The organism is Deltaproteobacteria bacterium, assembly GCA_022340465.1.
Lineage (GTDB): Bacteria > Desulfobacterota > Desulfobacteria > Desulfobacterales > B30-G6 > JAJDNW01.
The window spans coordinates 23,828-38,879 of sequence record JAJDNW010000097.1 but is presented as its reverse complement, the minus strand read 5'-3'; the positions used below and the strand labels follow the sequence as shown (position 1 = coordinate 38,879).

The following is a 15,052-nucleotide window of genomic DNA, read 5'->3' as shown; positions in this document are numbered from 1 at the left end:
CTCGGGCATCATCGGATCCAGGGAGTTCGTAACCAGACACTACCAGCAGTTCAAGCATCATTTTCAGTCGAAAAACGAGAAAGTACCCAAACCGATCCAGGGTCTTTCGGGGATCTACTCCCTGAAACGGCTTTCGGAATTGATCTGATCAGACAACCTCCGCTATTACAGTGTTTTCAGCCGGTTTAAAGGGCCGGCGTGCGCCCGCACGATAAAATCCCACCTTGAAGCGGTTACCAATCACTATCTTGCCGACAGTTGTTTTATCGGTTTGGACGGCTATCGAAGCCAAAAGGCTTTTTTGGAGTGGTGATAACTGGAAAATATATAAAGAACCTGTCCCTTAATGATTATATTGCTTTTAAATACCAAGGGTGTTTTATCACTAGACTGAAAGCACTTAGCGGTGCTTACAAATAGTGTACTGTCGCTTTTTGTGAAAACTGATAACCAGTAAAAAGGGGAGAAGTGTGTCATGACCGTTCATGCGTTAGCCGGGAAAATTGCACCGAAAACGATGCTGGCCAATATCCCCAGGCTTGTATCAGCCTACTACAATCGCAGACCGAACGTTTCTGAACCTGGGCAGCGAGTCGTTTTCGGAACTTCGGGTCACCGGGGGTCGTCCCTGAAGAACAGTTTCAACGAGGATCATATTCTGGCGATCAGTCAGGCCATTTGTGAATATCGGGAATCCCAAAACATCAACGGACCACTTTTCGTGGGCATGGACACCCATGCCCTGTCCGAACCGGCCCTATCCAGCGCCCTTGAGGTCTTCGCAGCTGCAGGTAACAACGTGATGGTTCAGAAGGACTTGGGCTACACGCCCACGCCGGTCATTTCCCACGCCATTTTGAGCCACAATAGAAAAAAGGGGCAGAGCCCTGCCGACGGTGTGGTCATTACCCCTTCTCACAATCCCCCTGAAGATGGCGGATTTAAGTACAATCCACCCCATGGTGGGCCGGCGGGCGATGAGATCACGCGACGCATTGCAGACAGAGCCAATGAAATCCTGGACAAGGGGACGGATCGAGTCAACCGAATCCCTTTCGAAAAGGCACTCAGGTCCAATACAATCCATGAATACGATTACATAACGCCTTACGTGAACGATCTGTCCAGCGTGGTTGATATGAAAAGGATTGCGGCTTCCGGGCTCAAGCTCGCCGTGGACCCATTGGGCGGGGCCGCCGTCGATTACTGGGAGCCCATTGCCGAACGCTACAAACTCTCCATCGAGATCGTCAATCCAATTGTTGACCCTACATTTGCATTTATGACCCTGGACAAAGACGGCAAGATCCGAATGGATTGTTCATCGCCGTACGCCATGCAAAGGCTAATCAGCCTGAAAGACAATTTTGATATCGCTTTCGGAAACGATACCGATGCGGACCGGCACGGAATCGTTACCAAAAGCGCCGGATTGCTCAATCCCAATCATTATCTGGCGGTGGCAATCTGGTATCTGTTTCAAAATCGACCCGAATGGCCGCGATCGGCTGCCGTGGGGAAAACCCTGGTATCCACGTCGATCATCGACCGGGTGGCCGATCACCTCCAAAGAAAACTGTGCGAGGTTCCCGTGGGGTTCAAATGGTTCGTGGGGGGGCTGCAGAACGGTGAACTGGGATTTGGCGGCGAGGAAAGTGCCGGAGCCGCTTTCCTGCGCCAAGACGGTTCCGTATGGACCACGGACAAAGACGGAATTATCATGGGTCTTCTGGCTGCTGAGATCATGGCCAAAACCGGCAGAGATCCGGGTGAACTTTACGCTGAACTTGAAGCACTATTCGGAGTTTCGGTCTACGAGCGGATCGATGCCCCGGCAACTTTCGAGCAAAAGGCCATATTGAAAAAGCTTTCCGCTGAAATGATCACAGCCGGAGAACTGGCCGGAGAGCCCATCCTGGCCAAGCATACACGGGCCCCGGGAAATCAGGCCCCCTTGGGGGGACTGAAAGTCGTTACGGAGAACGGGTGGTTTGCAGCCCGGCCATCGGGTACCGAGGATGTTTATAAAATTTATGCAGAGAGCTTTAGAAGCCGCGCTCACCTGGAGCAGATTCAGAAAGAAGCCCGGGAAATCGTCGGCAGGGCTTTTCAAGGTTCCGACTTTAAATAGCGTCGAAATCACAAACTATCTAATCCCCAGCCTAGCAACGTCGGGTGGACCTCGACGCTGCGAGGATGGGGTGAACAGAGGAACCATGACACCTTTGGAAAATCAGAGCTACCAGAAATCGTTTATTTTGGACATGGACGGCGTCGTGTACACGGGGTCGGCCTTGATTCCCGGCGCCAGAGAGTTTGTCGGAAGAATGATGCAGGGGGACTTCAAGTTCATTTTTCTGACCAACAATTCGTTTCACACGCCCCTGGCACTGAAAGAGCGCCTTGCAGACATGGGCATCGATGTCCCCGAGGGCTGTTTTTACACGTCGGCAATGGCCACCGCCACCTTTCTCGAAATGCAGCGGCCGGAGGGGTGTTCGGCCTACGTCATCGGCGGCCCCGGGATTTTGGAAGAACTGGAAAAAAGGAACATCGACGTCACCGCCGACAGGCCGGATTATGTCATCCTGGCTGAAACGGATGTCTATGATTATGAGAAAATTATCGAGGCGACCTGGCTGATTCAGGAGGGCGCAAAGTTCATCGCCACCAATCAGGATGTCACCGGTCCCAACCGGCGGGGACCCATACCGGCGTGCGGTGCGCTGGTGGCGCCCATCGAAAAGGCTACCGGTGTCTTCCCGTATTTTCTGGGAAAGCCGAACCCGGCCATGTATTTCTGGGCAAGGAAGAAATTGGGGGTTCATTCGGCCAACTGTTTCATGATCGGCGACAGAATGGATACGGACATCGTCGGCGGACTGGAATCCGGCATGACAACCTGCCTGGTTCTGTCCGGGGTGACCTCCAGGGAAGAGATGGACCGTTTCCCGTATCGGCCCGATTATGTTTACAACCGCCTCGGTGAGATCGACCCGGCCGCCATCCTGTCGAAAAGGGCCAGGGTGGAAAACCGGGAGTGACGGCCCTGCCTTCTCTCCACAGCCGGATGAACTCGCCCACGCGGTTGACGGGAAAAGATAAAGCCGCCGAATGCTTCGCCGTCAGGATTTGTAGTAGCCGAGAATGATTTTTTCAAACATGCGGCCGGGCAGCACTTTTTTCAGCAGGACGGACAGCTTTTCGGTGGGTGAACCGATTTTGTAGCGCAGCCTGCGTTTCCTGCTGTGGATGATTTTGTAGATGGTCGGGCCCATCAATGCCGGACCGGCGGCCTTTTTCACCTGCAGATTCGCTATTTCCTCCACCGCGGCGCTCATGCCGCCGTAGGGCGAATCCTCCCCCAGGACGACCTCGAGCCTGTTCTGATCGATGCTCGTCTTGAAATCACCGGGTTCGATCATGCACACCGAAATGCCGAACGCCTGCAATTCCATGCTGAGGGACTCGGTCAATCCCTCCAGGGCAAACTTGCTGGCAGAATAGACCCCCCTGAACGGAAGGCCCATGAGACCGCCGATAGAGCTGATGTTAATGATAGTCCCGCCGCCGTTCTGCCGCATGACCGGTGCCGCCGCCTGGCATACCCGGAGAACGCCGTAGAGATTGACATCCAAGACCGCGTGAACGGTTTCGAGCGGGGTTTCCTCGAGCGGGCTGACCAGGCTGATTCCGGCGTTGTTGACGAGTACATCGATACGCCCCTCCCGTTCGACGACGGTTGCGACGGCGTTGTTGACGGACACGGCATCCCGTACGTCCATGCCGACCATGGTGTAGCCGGCGACAGCAGCGGGAGCACCGGCTTTGCGGCTCGTCCCCCACACGCACAGGCCGTTTTCAGACAGGTGTTCGGCCGTGGACCTGCCGAACCCAGAAGATGCCCCTGTGATCAATACGACTTTCGGCATGCGATTCACCCGGAGTTGTTTCGTTAATAGTCGATCATTTTTCCCAGTATTATCATAAAAACGCCTCCCAGGACGCACAGAAATGAGATGGACAATATCGCCGAGGTGTAGCTGCCCGTTGCGGCCAGGACCTGGCCGACGATTACCGGTCCGATGGCGCCGCCCAGGAGCATGCAGATGCCGTTGTAAAATCCCACGCCGGCTGCCAGGTTCTGCCTGGGGACGATGCGCTGGATGATGGCGTATTCGTTGCAGGCATAGGTCACCTGGATGAATATGGTCAACGTAAAGATGGCTACGGCGAGGTAGATGTTGTTTGCCGTAATGGCGAAGTAGGCGCAAATGCCGGCACCGAAGAATCCCATGCCGGCCAGGTAGGCCCTCTTGTTGGTTTTGTCCCCCACATAGGACCAGAGCATGATGCCGACGAGCGAAAGGGAGTATGGGATGGAGCTGGCCCATGTGAGGCTCGAAAAGGGCAGCCCCTTGCCCTCGGTGAAGAAAGTCGGCAGCCAGCTCAGCAGACCAAAGGCCACCATGTTGTTGGTCGTTCCGGCCAGCATGGCCATCCAGTAGGCGCTTTTGCCGAAAAAGGACCGATAGCCGGCCCAGACGGTGGTGGTTGCCGGTTCCTCATCTTCCATGCCCGCTTGGATATATGCCAGTTCATTTTTGGAAATTCCGGGGTGGTCTTCAGGGGTGTCGTGAATGAAAGCCATGACGGCGGGTATGGAAATCAGCAGGCCGGCAATGCCCAGCGTGTAGAACATGACGCGATATCCCCAGTGTTCGATGATGGGGACAACGACAAAGGGCGCCAGCACCATGGATAGAAACAGCCCAAGCAACCAGATGCCGTTGGCCCGGGATCTCTCGTGAGCCGGAAACCAGTTGCGGATGACGATGTTGTTCATGGGAAAGTGGATGCCTTCGGCAAAGCCGAGGAAGATGCGCACGATGATGAAAGCGGTGAACATCATGGCGACCGGTGCGCTCAACGTCGTGAAAAAGGAAAACAGAACGATGATGACCATCAGGCTTTTCCGGGGGCCGAACCTGGCGCCCAGAGGACTCAGCAGTATGTTGGCCAGCCCGTATCCCACGTAGAAGATGCTCATCAAGAGGCCGCCATAGCTGCCTATTTCCTTGGTTGTCCAGCCGTACTCGGCCCCTATTTTGGCGATGGCATAGGTGATGTTCATGCGGTCGAGATATGAGACCAGGACCGTGAGCATTAATACCGCCGGCATCTGCCACCGCAGCCCGGGGAAACCTGCCACCGGGAGAGTCGAACCTTTTTCCATTTGACTTCCTTTGGGATTCGTGAGCGTGCATCCAATTTCATGGGCAGTGACAAGCTTCAGCCCATGTCGACCAGGCGCTTTTCGGACAATTGAGACGGACCATACCAGAATTGCTCCTCCAGCGCACCCGGTTTGTCGTGAAATGTATGTAAATTATATGTTTAAAAATGACGCTCGATCCTGTATGCTGAACCAATAAACCTTTCCTGGGAAGGACCACGCCGGACTTTCCGGGGGTGGTGCTCGGGCTTCCCGGCCTCCCGTCATTGACACTGCGGGAAAAACGCAGCATGCGGAACGCATTTCCGGAACACGGCACGATACCGGATCGGATGCAAAAGGATGTTTAATGGCAATAGAGTTACCTGCGGGGCAGATGGGTTGCGGACGCTTTTTCAACCCGTTACTGGCCGTTTTCCTCCTGGTTTTCGCAGGATGCTCGGGCGGGGGCGGCGGGGGTGCCGACGTCCCCAACGTTTCGGTGGATATCCATGTGTCGGCCCACTATCTGGACCGGGTGTATGACGACGATCAACGCTATTACCGCATCGAGGCCGTGACGAACGATACGACCAGGACCGTCAGCGTGACCAGAGAACATGACATCTCAGAAGGCTTCTGGACGTCGGACAATACATGGGCCTTCGATACCGTCATCGAAGTCCCCGAAGGAGACGGCACCTTCTATTTCGTCCTGCACAAAGTCGCCAACGACCAAGACGAGGATTTTTGGGCGTCGGAGAATTTCGGGCAGTCAGGTCAACAAGATTACCGTATCGATTTAATTCCCGAATTCAGCGAGATGCACTATCATATCGAGGGCGTCATACTCAAAGACAATGGCTCTTTCCAAGGGGTGGACGTCATTCTAATTCCCGGGGGCCGGTCGTGTGTAACCGATTCTTTGGGAGCATATTCCTTCTCGGATGTTCCCAACGGGACGTACACGGTGAAGCCGGAAAAGGACGGATACACATTCACCCCCAGCTCAAGAGAAGTGACCATCAAGTTTGCAAGTTCGCTGATGGAAAATTTTGATGCATCTCAACCATAAAGAAGTGAAACGCTTTTTTACCGAACCGGGCGTTTCATGTGATTGTGTGCTTCTGATGCAGTAGGGGTAAAAAAATGGCCGGAAAAAAATCCCCCCAAAAAACCTATGACGTCATCATCGTGGGCGGAGGGCCTGCCGGCCTTTTTGCAGCCTACTACCTGAGCGAGCAGTCCGACCTCAGCGTGCTGCTCGTCGAGAAGGGCAAAGGCGCCACACGGCGGGTGTGCCCCATAAAGGACGACCAGTCGTGCGTCAAATGCAGCCCCTGCAACATCCTCTGCGGCATCGGCGGGGCCGGGCTGTTTTCGGACGGCAAGCTGAACTACATTCACAAATTGGGCAAGACCGATCTGACCCAGTTCATGCCGCAGCGCCAAGCCGAGGCACTGATCGACGAGACGGAGGCGATTTTCAACCGGTTCGGCATGGACGGGCCGATCTATCCCACCGACATGGAAGCGGCAAAGAACATCCGTAAAAATGCCAAACGGTACGGCATCGACCTCTTGATCATCAAGCAGAAGCATCTGGGGAGCGACTGCCTTCCCGGCCACATCGAAGGACTGGCCAAACACATCCGGTCAAAGGGCGTCACGGTCCACACCTCCGAGGAGGTGAAGGACGTGATCGTCAAAAAGGGGCGCGTGGCCGGCGTCGTTACCAGCAAGGGCTCCTATGGGGCCAAAAACGTGATTCTGGCCCCGGGCAGGGTGGGGGCCGACTGGGTCGGCAGCCTGGCCGCCCGAAACGGTCTGGGCGTCGAACAGCGGGGCATCGAGGTGGGGGTGCGGGTCGAGGTCCACAACGACATCATGCAGGATTTGTGTGAGGTGATCTACGATCCGACTTTTTTCATCCAGACCACCAAATATGACGACCAGACCCGTACCTTCTGCACCAATCTGGGCGGTTTCGTTTCCCTGGAAAACTATGCCAGTTTCGTTTGTGTGAACGGGCACGCCTATCTTCGCAACAAATCGAACAACACCAATTTCGCCTTTCTTTCCAAGGTGGTCCTTACGGAGCCGGTCACCGACAACCAGGCCTACGGTGAATCCATCGGGAGCCTGGCCACGCTCATCGGCGGCGGAAAACCGATTCTGCAACGCTTCGGTGACCTGAAGCGCGGCAGGCGCAGCACCTGGCACAGGGTCAACAAGGGTTACATCGAACCCACGCTGAACAACGTGGTTTGCGGTGACATCGCCATGGCCCTGCCGGAGCGGATTCTGACCAACATCATCGAAGGGCTGGACAAGCTGAACTGCGTCGTTCCCGGTGTGTCGAACGACGAAACATTGCTCTATGCGCCCGAGATCAAATTTTTTGCCACCCAGGTGGAAACGTCCAACAATCTGGAAACCGGGATCAAGGGGATGTACGTGGCCGGGGACGGTCCCGGTGTGGCCGGCAATATCATTTCCGCCAGCGCCACCGGACTCATCCCGGCCAAGGCGATCATTGCCTGAAAGTATTTCCGTGGCAGGGTAGCGGGGATTGATTTCATTCCATTTCCCCAATCCCTTAGTAGATGCGGACGTCGACCCTGCCTGCGAGCTTTTGTTCGAACACCTCGGCATTGCCGGCGTTTCCGACAATGGCGCCGTAGTGCATGGGTACGGCTACGCCGGGATCGATCGCCAGGGCCGCTTCCACGGCTTCATCCGCCGTCATGACGTAGGTGCCGGAAACCGGCAGCAGGGCGATGTCGACATTCAGGTCGTTCATTTCCGGTATGAAATCGGTGTCGCCGGCATGGTAAATTCTGACGCCGTCCATTTCCAGAACGAATCCCAGCCACCCGTTTTTCTTGGGATGGAAATTTTTGTCGACGTTATAGGCGGGGACGGCTTCGATGATGACACCGCCGATGGTCAGGCTGTCTCCCGGCTTCATGATTTCGATGGTGCCGGAAAGCTTGCGGGCGGAGTCCTTTTCCGTGACGATGACGGTTTCCGGCGTCAGGAGTTTCTGGATGTCGTCGGGGGAGCAATGGTCGAAGTGTTCATGGGTGACCAGCACCAGGTCGGCCGCGGCGGCCGTTTTTATATCGTAGGGATCGAAAAACACGGTTTTGGAGCCGTCGATCCTGAAGGTGTCGTGTCCCAGCCAAGCCATGCGGTCCAGCATTTCCTGAATTGTCATGATGCGTCTCCTTTGGTATATGTTACAATATTTGGCAAGATGATGTCCCGAGAACCGATCTGCTATATAACCCAAATTGAACCCATGTATAATCATCTTACAGATCGGTAGCCTGCGTCAACCCCGGGCTGAAACGTCGAGGTCGAATATGAAAAAAGCGGAGCGGAAAACATTTCAAGTTCTGCTGGCGGGGTTAGAGGTCGTATTGTTTCTGGTCTTGATCTATATGGGATACCGCCTCACCGTTCTTGCCGGCGAAAATCGCGCATTTCAGACCACCCGGCTTGCCATTTTCGAAAACCGTCTGTCCGGGGTCGAAAAGAGGCTGGAAACCCTGACCACAGCGCTGGAAGATCGAGAACCGGCCGCACGGCTGCGGTCACGCGCGGCTATCTTCCCTCCCGCAAAAGAATCTTTAGCCGAGCAAGTTCGCGCGGGCGTTTCCGCAAACAGGGCCGAGCTTGAAACGATAAGGGAAATCATGGCTTCCACCGGCCTGGATCGGCTGGCGGCCGGGGGTGGCATCGACCCCGAGGTGTTAAGCGGCATGTACAGTGAATATGCCGAGCGGCGGCGGGCATCGGATTCCCGCCAAACCCTGATGGAGAGGAATGAATCCCAGCATCGTCAAGACCGGTACCTGTTCGATGAATACCTCGACGAATTGTACAATCGCGCCCGGATCAGAGGAGGAAAGGGCGGGGACATCGATGACCGCGAAGCGGCCTTTGTCGAAATGCTGGACAAGTATCCGGATGCATACGCCACGGCCATGGTAATCGCCGAGCGCGCCTTTGCCGCCATGTGGTCCCGGGACGAGGCCGGTGTGGAAAACTATCATGCCATGCTGCAGGAACAAAGCGGTGGCGTTGCCGCCACGGTAGTAACCGACCGCGGTATCGAAGCCCTTCCCAACATAGAGCTCTACCTGGCACGGCGATATTTGCGCGAAGGCCGCAATGAGGAGGCGGTTGCTCTCATCGAGTCACTCCAGGACAACTATGCCGAAAGTCTGGTCTTCACGGGCGGCCGCGGGCGGGAACGGCGCTGGGCAACGGTGGCCGAGGCCGTAGACCGCATACTTGTCGCACCCTGATGAAACCCGTTCCCTATCGTAAAAACGAGCCCCTCGCTTTTATTTACATGCCCAGGCCGGGCGTCCAGAGGTAGTAGAATCCGGGCGTCAGCGCTGCCGCCGAGGATCCGGGCAGCCCCGTGTCAATGAGCGCAACCCCTTCTTTTCCGCCATAGTGGGAGGTGGCGCTGTTGTAGAGGTTGTCATCCGGGAACTTGGTGCGGCGATAGGCAATTACCGTGGCGTTCTCCGGCAGCCCGGCAAGGGTCCTGGCTTCCTCCAGCGCATCGTCGAGATAACCGATTCGATCGACAAGGCCCAGCCGCTCGGCATCTTTGGCAAGGTAGATCTTGGCCGTGGCCACTTCCGCCAGGGCGGCTTCATCGATGCCTCTGTGTTTTTGAACCAGGGTGAGAAACCTGTTTGCCAGATCGTCGGTAACCCGTTTCAGCAGTTCCTGCTCTTCTGCGGTGCCCGGACGGAAGGGCGACCCCATGTCTTTGTTTTTGCCCGATTTGTTGACTATCATCTTGACGCCGATTTTTTCCATCAGGCCGCTGATGTCGGGCCGCATGATAATGACGCCCACGGACCCGGTGACGGTTGTCGGATGGGCGATGATGGTATCCGCCGGCAGGGATACATAGTACCCGCCCGAGGCCGCCGTTCCCATCATTGCCACCACGACCTTGACGCCGGTTTTTTCCTTGAATGCAACAATCTCGTGGTAGAGCATGTCACCGGCAGTCACGGCTCCGCCGGGAGAATCCACCTTGATCAGCAGGGCTTTGATGTGCTTGTCCTTTTCTGCCTTTTCCAACTGGGCCACGGTTTCCTGCACCATGCTGGGCATGCTGCGCAGGAAGCCCTCTTTCGGGTTGGTGGATATGACACCGTGAATGGAAATCACCAGCACTTTATCCTGCCCCTCGCCCGTTATGGTGTATTCCTGAAGGGGGTCCGAAGCGTCGCTGAACAATTTTATCTGGGGGCCGCCGCACCCGAAAAGCAGCGACAGTACGAGGATGATCAATAGGGGGGTGAACGGCAGGGTAATCAAAGGCTTTTTCATGAATCTTCTCCTCTTCATCAGAAACTGACACTCAGGTTACAGAATGAACCCCAACCCAAAGGTGAAAAATGATAGCTGCGGCTATAATAATATGACTGATGGACACCCGTCCATTGTTTTCTGTTTTAATCGCTGATAAAAGTTTGAACCTGACAATTGCAATCGTACACTTTCGGTTGAATAGCGACGCAGTCGCGTTTCATAAAAGCGTGGTACCCGCTTTTATTGGGAGGGGAATAGCATGAACGTGTTGGCCTTCAACGGCAGTCCCAGGATGAAAAAGGGGGTCACCGACTCCCTGCTGCAGATTTTTTTAAAGGGTGCCGCATCCGCCGGCGCTCGGACGGAGACGGTGTATATCGCCCGGCAGAAGATAAACTACTGCATCGGCTGCTTCAATTGCTGGTTCGTGCACCCGGGGAAATGCGTTCACGACGACGACATGGCGACGATCCGGAAAAAAATAAAGGCGGCCGACATTATCGTGTTAGGCAGCCCGGTCTACTTTGACGGTTTCACCGCCCAGATGAAGACCATGCTGGACAGGCTCATCGCCGGCGGAATGCCCTTTATCGAGAATCGTGACGGGCACGCGCGTCACCCCAGCCGGGGTAAGGAAAAGAAGATCCGCAAACTCCTGCTCCTTTCCACCTGCGGTTTCGGGGAAAGGGACAACTTCGATCCCATGATCCGGCACATGCAGGCCATCGCCGCCAACTTTGCCACGGGCGAGTACATGGGCGCGCTCGTCCGCCCCATGGGTGGCGCCATGGAGATGCTGCAGCCGGAAAAGCCGGACGAGGTCAATGCGGTTCGCGACGCCTTTTACAGGGCCGGCGTGGAGGCGGTGTCCAAAGGGGCCGTATCCGCCGAACTGCAGGATGCCGTTGCGGCGCCGCTGATATCCTTCGAAGAATTTATGGGGCGGATGAACGCGCGTTTTAAAAAGATGATTGCCGAGAACGCGGCCAAGCTGTCATAACTCGCTCTCAACGACCTCTATCACGAAAGCACGAAATTTTTAACGCACGAAATTTTCAAGGGAAATTTCGTGTTTTCGTGATTATAGCCTGCCATCGCTTGTTAGTTCATTCAATATCTTCAGTCCGGCGGATAGCTGCCGGCCACGCCGGGAAAAATCGGTACATCTTCTTGACAAGGGTTTAGCCTTTCTGTTAAAATTTGACTTAGCGTCAGATTTTTAACAGAAAGGTTAAATTATGGCCACAGTCACCAACCGCAAGCAACGCAAACCAACCTTTATCGAAGAAGCCCGCCGCAAGCAGATATTGGAAATCGCCATCCAGGAGATCGAGAAGAGGGGATACCGGGACACTACCATTCAGGACATTGCCAAAGAGGCGGGTATCAGCAAGGGGGTCATCTATTACCATTTCAATACACGCGAGGAATTGCTGAGCGCCATCTGGTCGGCTCTCATCGAAGAACTTTTCGATTATCGCCGGCAGCGCGTGGAGCGGCACGAAACCGCGCAAGGGAGGCTGCGATCCTATGCCAAGGCCCATTTTGAGTTCGTAAAGATAAATTACAATAAATTCATTGCGCTGTTCGCCATGGGATTCGACCTCACCCCTGTCGCCAATCAAAGCCATCCGTGGTCAAGGGAGATCAATGAACGCTGCTTTGGCTATTTGTCCGACATTCTGGAACGCGGCCGGCAAAACGGGGAGTTCGGTCAATTTTCGGTGGCTAAGGTGGTGCCGATTATTCAGGGGGCTTTGGACGGGTTGATCCTGCAGTGGGTGGCAACGCCGGATTTGGTGGATTTTAGCGGCTGTCGCGAGGTGCTCATGGACATCATCGAGCGCTATACCGCTCCAACGGAATCATGACATTTTTTTCTTGACATGTGCAAATGATTAGATGATCATATTGTCAGATTATCTTTGGCGGACATCTAATTTGAAAAACGGAGGGTGCCATGTCTAGTCGGGTCGGCGTTGTCACCGGCGGAACAAGGGGAATAGGTCTGGCAATTGCCCGTTTCTTGGTTAAGAGAAGCTATTCCCTATGTCTTACCTACTGTCACAATGATGCAGCGGCGGATGAGGCCAGGGAGCGACTGCAGGGGCTTGCCGGCGAAAACCGGATCATCGTGTTGAAGGGGGACGCCGGCGATCCTGAAGTGGTTTCCCAACATGCCGACACCGTAAAAAAAGAGTTGGGAGGCGTCGGCGTGCTGGTGAACAACGCCGGCATCATGCCCCGCCAGAACTTCGAAGAAATCACGACCGCTTCCTGGGACGATACCATCAGGATCAATCTCAGCAGCGCTTTCTACTGGTTCAGAGAGGTCGTTCCCCTTATGAAGCGGGAACGATACGGCAGAATTGTCAATGTCAGTTCCCTTGCGGCCCGGGGAGGCGGCGTCGTGGGACCCCATTATGCCGCCTCCAAGGCCGGCATGCTGGGGTTGACGCGCTATGCCGCCCGGGAATTGGGGCCCCACGGCATCACCGTCAACGCCATCGCCCCGGCATTCATCGAGGACGCCGGCATCTTCAGGGAATGGTCGAGCGGGGACAAGGCGGCCTTGAAACGGAAAACGGCTGTAAAAAAGTTGGGCAGGGCCGACGATGTGGTGCGGGCCTTTTCCTACCTGATCGACACACCTTTCGTTACCGGCGTTACCCTGGATGTCAATGGAGGGGCTTTCATGATCTAATGCCCTCCATCGGGCGATGGTTCTTTATCGAACAGCCAAAATTCAAATGAGCCAGGCATAGAGGTAAGCTTTTGGCCGTTCGCTTTCAGTATTGTGCATAAAAAATGACTGCAGCGGCATAGAATACAGGCAACGTTTTCTGAGACACATGCAGTAAAAAGGATCACCATGACATCCCATTCCATGGATTCGATCAAAAGCCCCTTAAGATCGGTTGTACCCACCCTGGCCGTTCCGGGTCTGCTGGCACGGATCAGTTACAAAGATTGGATTCGTTGGTCCCTGCCGCTTCATCTCGTCACCATGGGCATCTGCATCGTATTTCCGCTGGTGGCAGTAGTGATCGGTTACAACTGACATTATTTGTCATGCTATGAATGAATGGAAAGGAGCAAATTATGAGCAGCGAGAAAGCGCAGAAAGCAAAACAGGAAATCCTGGTTGAGTATCAGGCGCGTACCAAAGCTTCTTTTGAATTTCGCAAGAAAGCAATCAAGTATCTGCCCGGCGGGGACACGCGGTCGGTGGCGTACTATCCGCCCTACCCGTTTTATGCCGCCCAAGGCAAGGGATGCTTTCTTTACGACCTTGACGGCAACGAATACATCGACTGTGTCAACAACATGACGTCGCTGGTGCACGGGCATGCCCACCCGCAGGTAGTCGCCGCCATCTGTGAGCAGGCCGCCAGGGGATCTGCTCACGCCGCGCCCACGGAACTGCAAAGCCTGCACGCGGAGAAGATATGCGGCCGCATTCCATCCATGGAATCCTTACGGTTCTGCAATTCCGGGACCGAGGCGACCATGTTCGCCATCCGGGCGGCAAGAGCCTTCACCAAAAAGAACATCATCGTTAAAATAGACGGGGGATACCACGGCAGTCATGACTATGTAGAAGTCAACCTGCTTCCGGATTTGACGGCCGATGATCTGCCCAAGGCCAGTGTGGAGCCGGGTGTTCCGCCGGCTATCCTTAATGATGTGCGCATCGCCCCCTACAACGACCTGAATGCCATGCGGCGGATCATGGAGGCCGAAAAGGGGAAGGTGGCGGCCATCGTGGTGGAGCCGGTTCTCACCCAGGGAGGAGGCATCGTGCCCGATAAGGGGTATCTGGCCGGACTACGCGAACTGGCGGATGCCCACGCCGCCCTGCTGATCTTCGACGAAGTTATCACTTTCAGGTTTAGTACCGGCGGCAGGCAGTTGGTGGAGAATGTCCGACCGGACCTCACCGCGCTGGGTAAGATTATCGGCGGCGGCCTCCCGGTGGGGGCCTTTGGGGGACGGGCGGACATTATGCAGATGTTCGACCCCACGCAACCGAATGCCGTTACGCACTCCGGGACGTTCAGCGGTAATGCCCTGACCATGGCGGCGGGCATGACCACGCTGGACCTCCTGGGGCGGGAAGAAATCGATCGAATCAACGGGCTGGGTGAGCGCCTGAGCGGGAACCTCAAAAAGGCCATGGATGAAGTGGGGATTACCGGCCAGGTTTGCGGCGTCGGATCGGCTGCATTTTCCCTTTTTTTCGATACGCCCTTTCGCAATGCCAGGGAAGCGGTCACAGCGGTCATTCCTACCCTCGAGCTGGCCCAGGATTTTCACCTGGCCCTGTTGAATCAGGGCGTCTATGCCATTGCCAAGGGCATGGTGGGTTTCATAATTTCAACACCCATGGATGTATCTATCGTGGACCTCATCAGCGAGCGGTACAGGAAGGCTCTGGAGCAGATCAAGCCAATAGCTGAGGCCGTTTTACAATAGAGAGTAGGCAGA

General features: G+C 55.3%; 14 protein-coding genes. 10 read left to right on the top strand and 4 right to left on the bottom strand.

Features of this window, described 5'->3' with window-relative positions; translation table 11 throughout:
• Window positions 1–475: 475 nt before the first annotated feature.
• Together pgm and LJE94_14550 are read left to right on the top strand one after the other, a co-directional pair.
• Complete coding sequence (pgm, locus tag LJE94_14555; protein MCG6911328.1) at window positions 476–2,131, top strand: phosphoglucomutase (alpha-D-glucose-1,6-bisphosphate-dependent); 1,656 nt, start codon at window positions 476–478, stop codon at window positions 2,129–2,131.
• Between the two features lie 85 nt (window positions 2,132–2,216).
• The gene (locus tag LJE94_14550) at window positions 2,217–3,044 is read left to right on the top strand and encodes an HAD-IIA family hydrolase (protein MCG6911327.1); all 828 of its coding nucleotides are present in this window, start codon (window positions 2,217–2,219) and stop codon (window positions 3,042–3,044) included.
• A gap of 81 nt (window positions 3,045–3,125) precedes the next feature.
• Here LJE94_14550 and LJE94_14545 read toward each other — a convergent pair whose 3' ends face one another.
• Window positions 3,126–3,932 (bottom strand): SDR family NAD(P)-dependent oxidoreductase, encoded by an 807-nt coding sequence (locus LJE94_14545; GenBank protein MCG6911326.1) that lies wholly within the window; start codon window positions 3,930–3,932, stop codon window positions 3,126–3,128.
• 23 nt (window positions 3,933–3,955) lie between these two features.
• On the bottom strand, window positions 3,956–5,236 hold the full coding sequence (locus tag LJE94_14540; protein ID MCG6911325.1) for an MFS transporter: 1,281 nt from the start codon (window positions 5,234–5,236) through the stop codon (window positions 3,956–3,958).
• A 349-nt stretch (window positions 5,237–5,585) separates the two neighbouring features.
• Here LJE94_14540 and LJE94_14535 point away from each other — a divergent pair, with 349 nt between their 5' ends.
• Entirely contained in the window at window positions 5,586–6,290 is a 705-nt protein-coding gene (locus tag LJE94_14535) for a carboxypeptidase-like regulatory domain-containing protein (protein MCG6911324.1), read from the top strand.
• A 74-nt stretch (window positions 6,291–6,364) separates the two neighbouring features.
• Window positions 6,365–7,759 (top strand): FAD-dependent oxidoreductase, encoded by a 1,395-nt coding sequence (locus LJE94_14530; GenBank protein MCG6911323.1) that lies wholly within the window; start codon window positions 6,365–6,367, stop codon window positions 7,757–7,759.
• 55 nt (window positions 7,760–7,814) lie between these two features.
• On the opposite strand, the gene LJE94_14525 is transcribed toward LJE94_14530, so the two are convergent.
• Entirely contained in the window at window positions 7,815–8,435 is a 621-nt protein-coding gene (locus LJE94_14525; GenBank protein ID MCG6911322.1) for an MBL fold metallo-hydrolase, read from the bottom strand.
• Between the two features lie 148 nt (window positions 8,436–8,583).
• Here LJE94_14525 and LJE94_14520 point away from each other — a divergent pair, with 148 nt between their 5' ends.
• Window positions 8,584–9,531: a hypothetical protein gene (locus tag LJE94_14520; protein MCG6911321.1), complete on the top strand. Its 948-nt coding sequence runs from the start codon at window positions 8,584–8,586 to the stop codon at window positions 9,529–9,531.
• 43 nt (window positions 9,532–9,574) lie between these two features.
• On the opposite strand, the gene sppA is transcribed toward LJE94_14520, so the two are convergent.
• Window positions 9,575–10,582, bottom strand: coding sequence for a signal peptide peptidase SppA (sppA, locus tag LJE94_14515; protein MCG6911320.1), 1,008 nt, complete (start codon window positions 10,580–10,582; stop codon window positions 9,575–9,577).
• A gap of 241 nt (window positions 10,583–10,823) precedes the next feature.
• Between sppA and LJE94_14510 the strand changes: the two genes are divergently transcribed.
• The 5 genes from LJE94_14510 to LJE94_14490 all read left to right on the top strand — a co-directional run bounded on the left by LJE94_14510 (window position 10,824) and on the right by LJE94_14490 (window position 15,040).
• The gene (locus LJE94_14510) at window positions 10,824–11,564 is read left to right on the top strand and encodes a flavodoxin family protein (protein ID MCG6911319.1); all 741 of its coding nucleotides are present in this window, start codon (window positions 10,824–10,826) and stop codon (window positions 11,562–11,564) included.
• A gap of 238 nt (window positions 11,565–11,802) precedes the next feature.
• Complete coding sequence (locus LJE94_14505; GenBank protein ID MCG6911318.1) at window positions 11,803–12,435, top strand: TetR/AcrR family transcriptional regulator; 633 nt, start codon at window positions 11,803–11,805, stop codon at window positions 12,433–12,435.
• Between the two features lie 89 nt (window positions 12,436–12,524).
• Window positions 12,525–13,268 carry an SDR family NAD(P)-dependent oxidoreductase gene (locus LJE94_14500; GenBank protein MCG6911317.1) on the top strand — a complete coding sequence of 248 codons (744 nt, stop codon included), beginning with the start codon at window positions 12,525–12,527 and terminating at the stop codon, window positions 13,266–13,268.
• Window positions 13,269–13,436: 168 nt separating this feature from the next.
• The gene (locus LJE94_14495) at window positions 13,437–13,625 is read left to right on the top strand and encodes a hypothetical protein (GenBank protein ID MCG6911316.1); all 189 of its coding nucleotides are present in this window, start codon (window positions 13,437–13,439) and stop codon (window positions 13,623–13,625) included.
• Window positions 13,626–13,666: 41 nt separating this feature from the next.
• Window positions 13,667–15,040: an aspartate aminotransferase family protein gene (locus LJE94_14490; protein MCG6911315.1), complete on the top strand. Its 1,374-nt coding sequence runs from the start codon at window positions 13,667–13,669 to the stop codon at window positions 15,038–15,040.
• The last annotated feature ends 12 nt before the right edge of the window (window positions 15,041–15,052 follow it).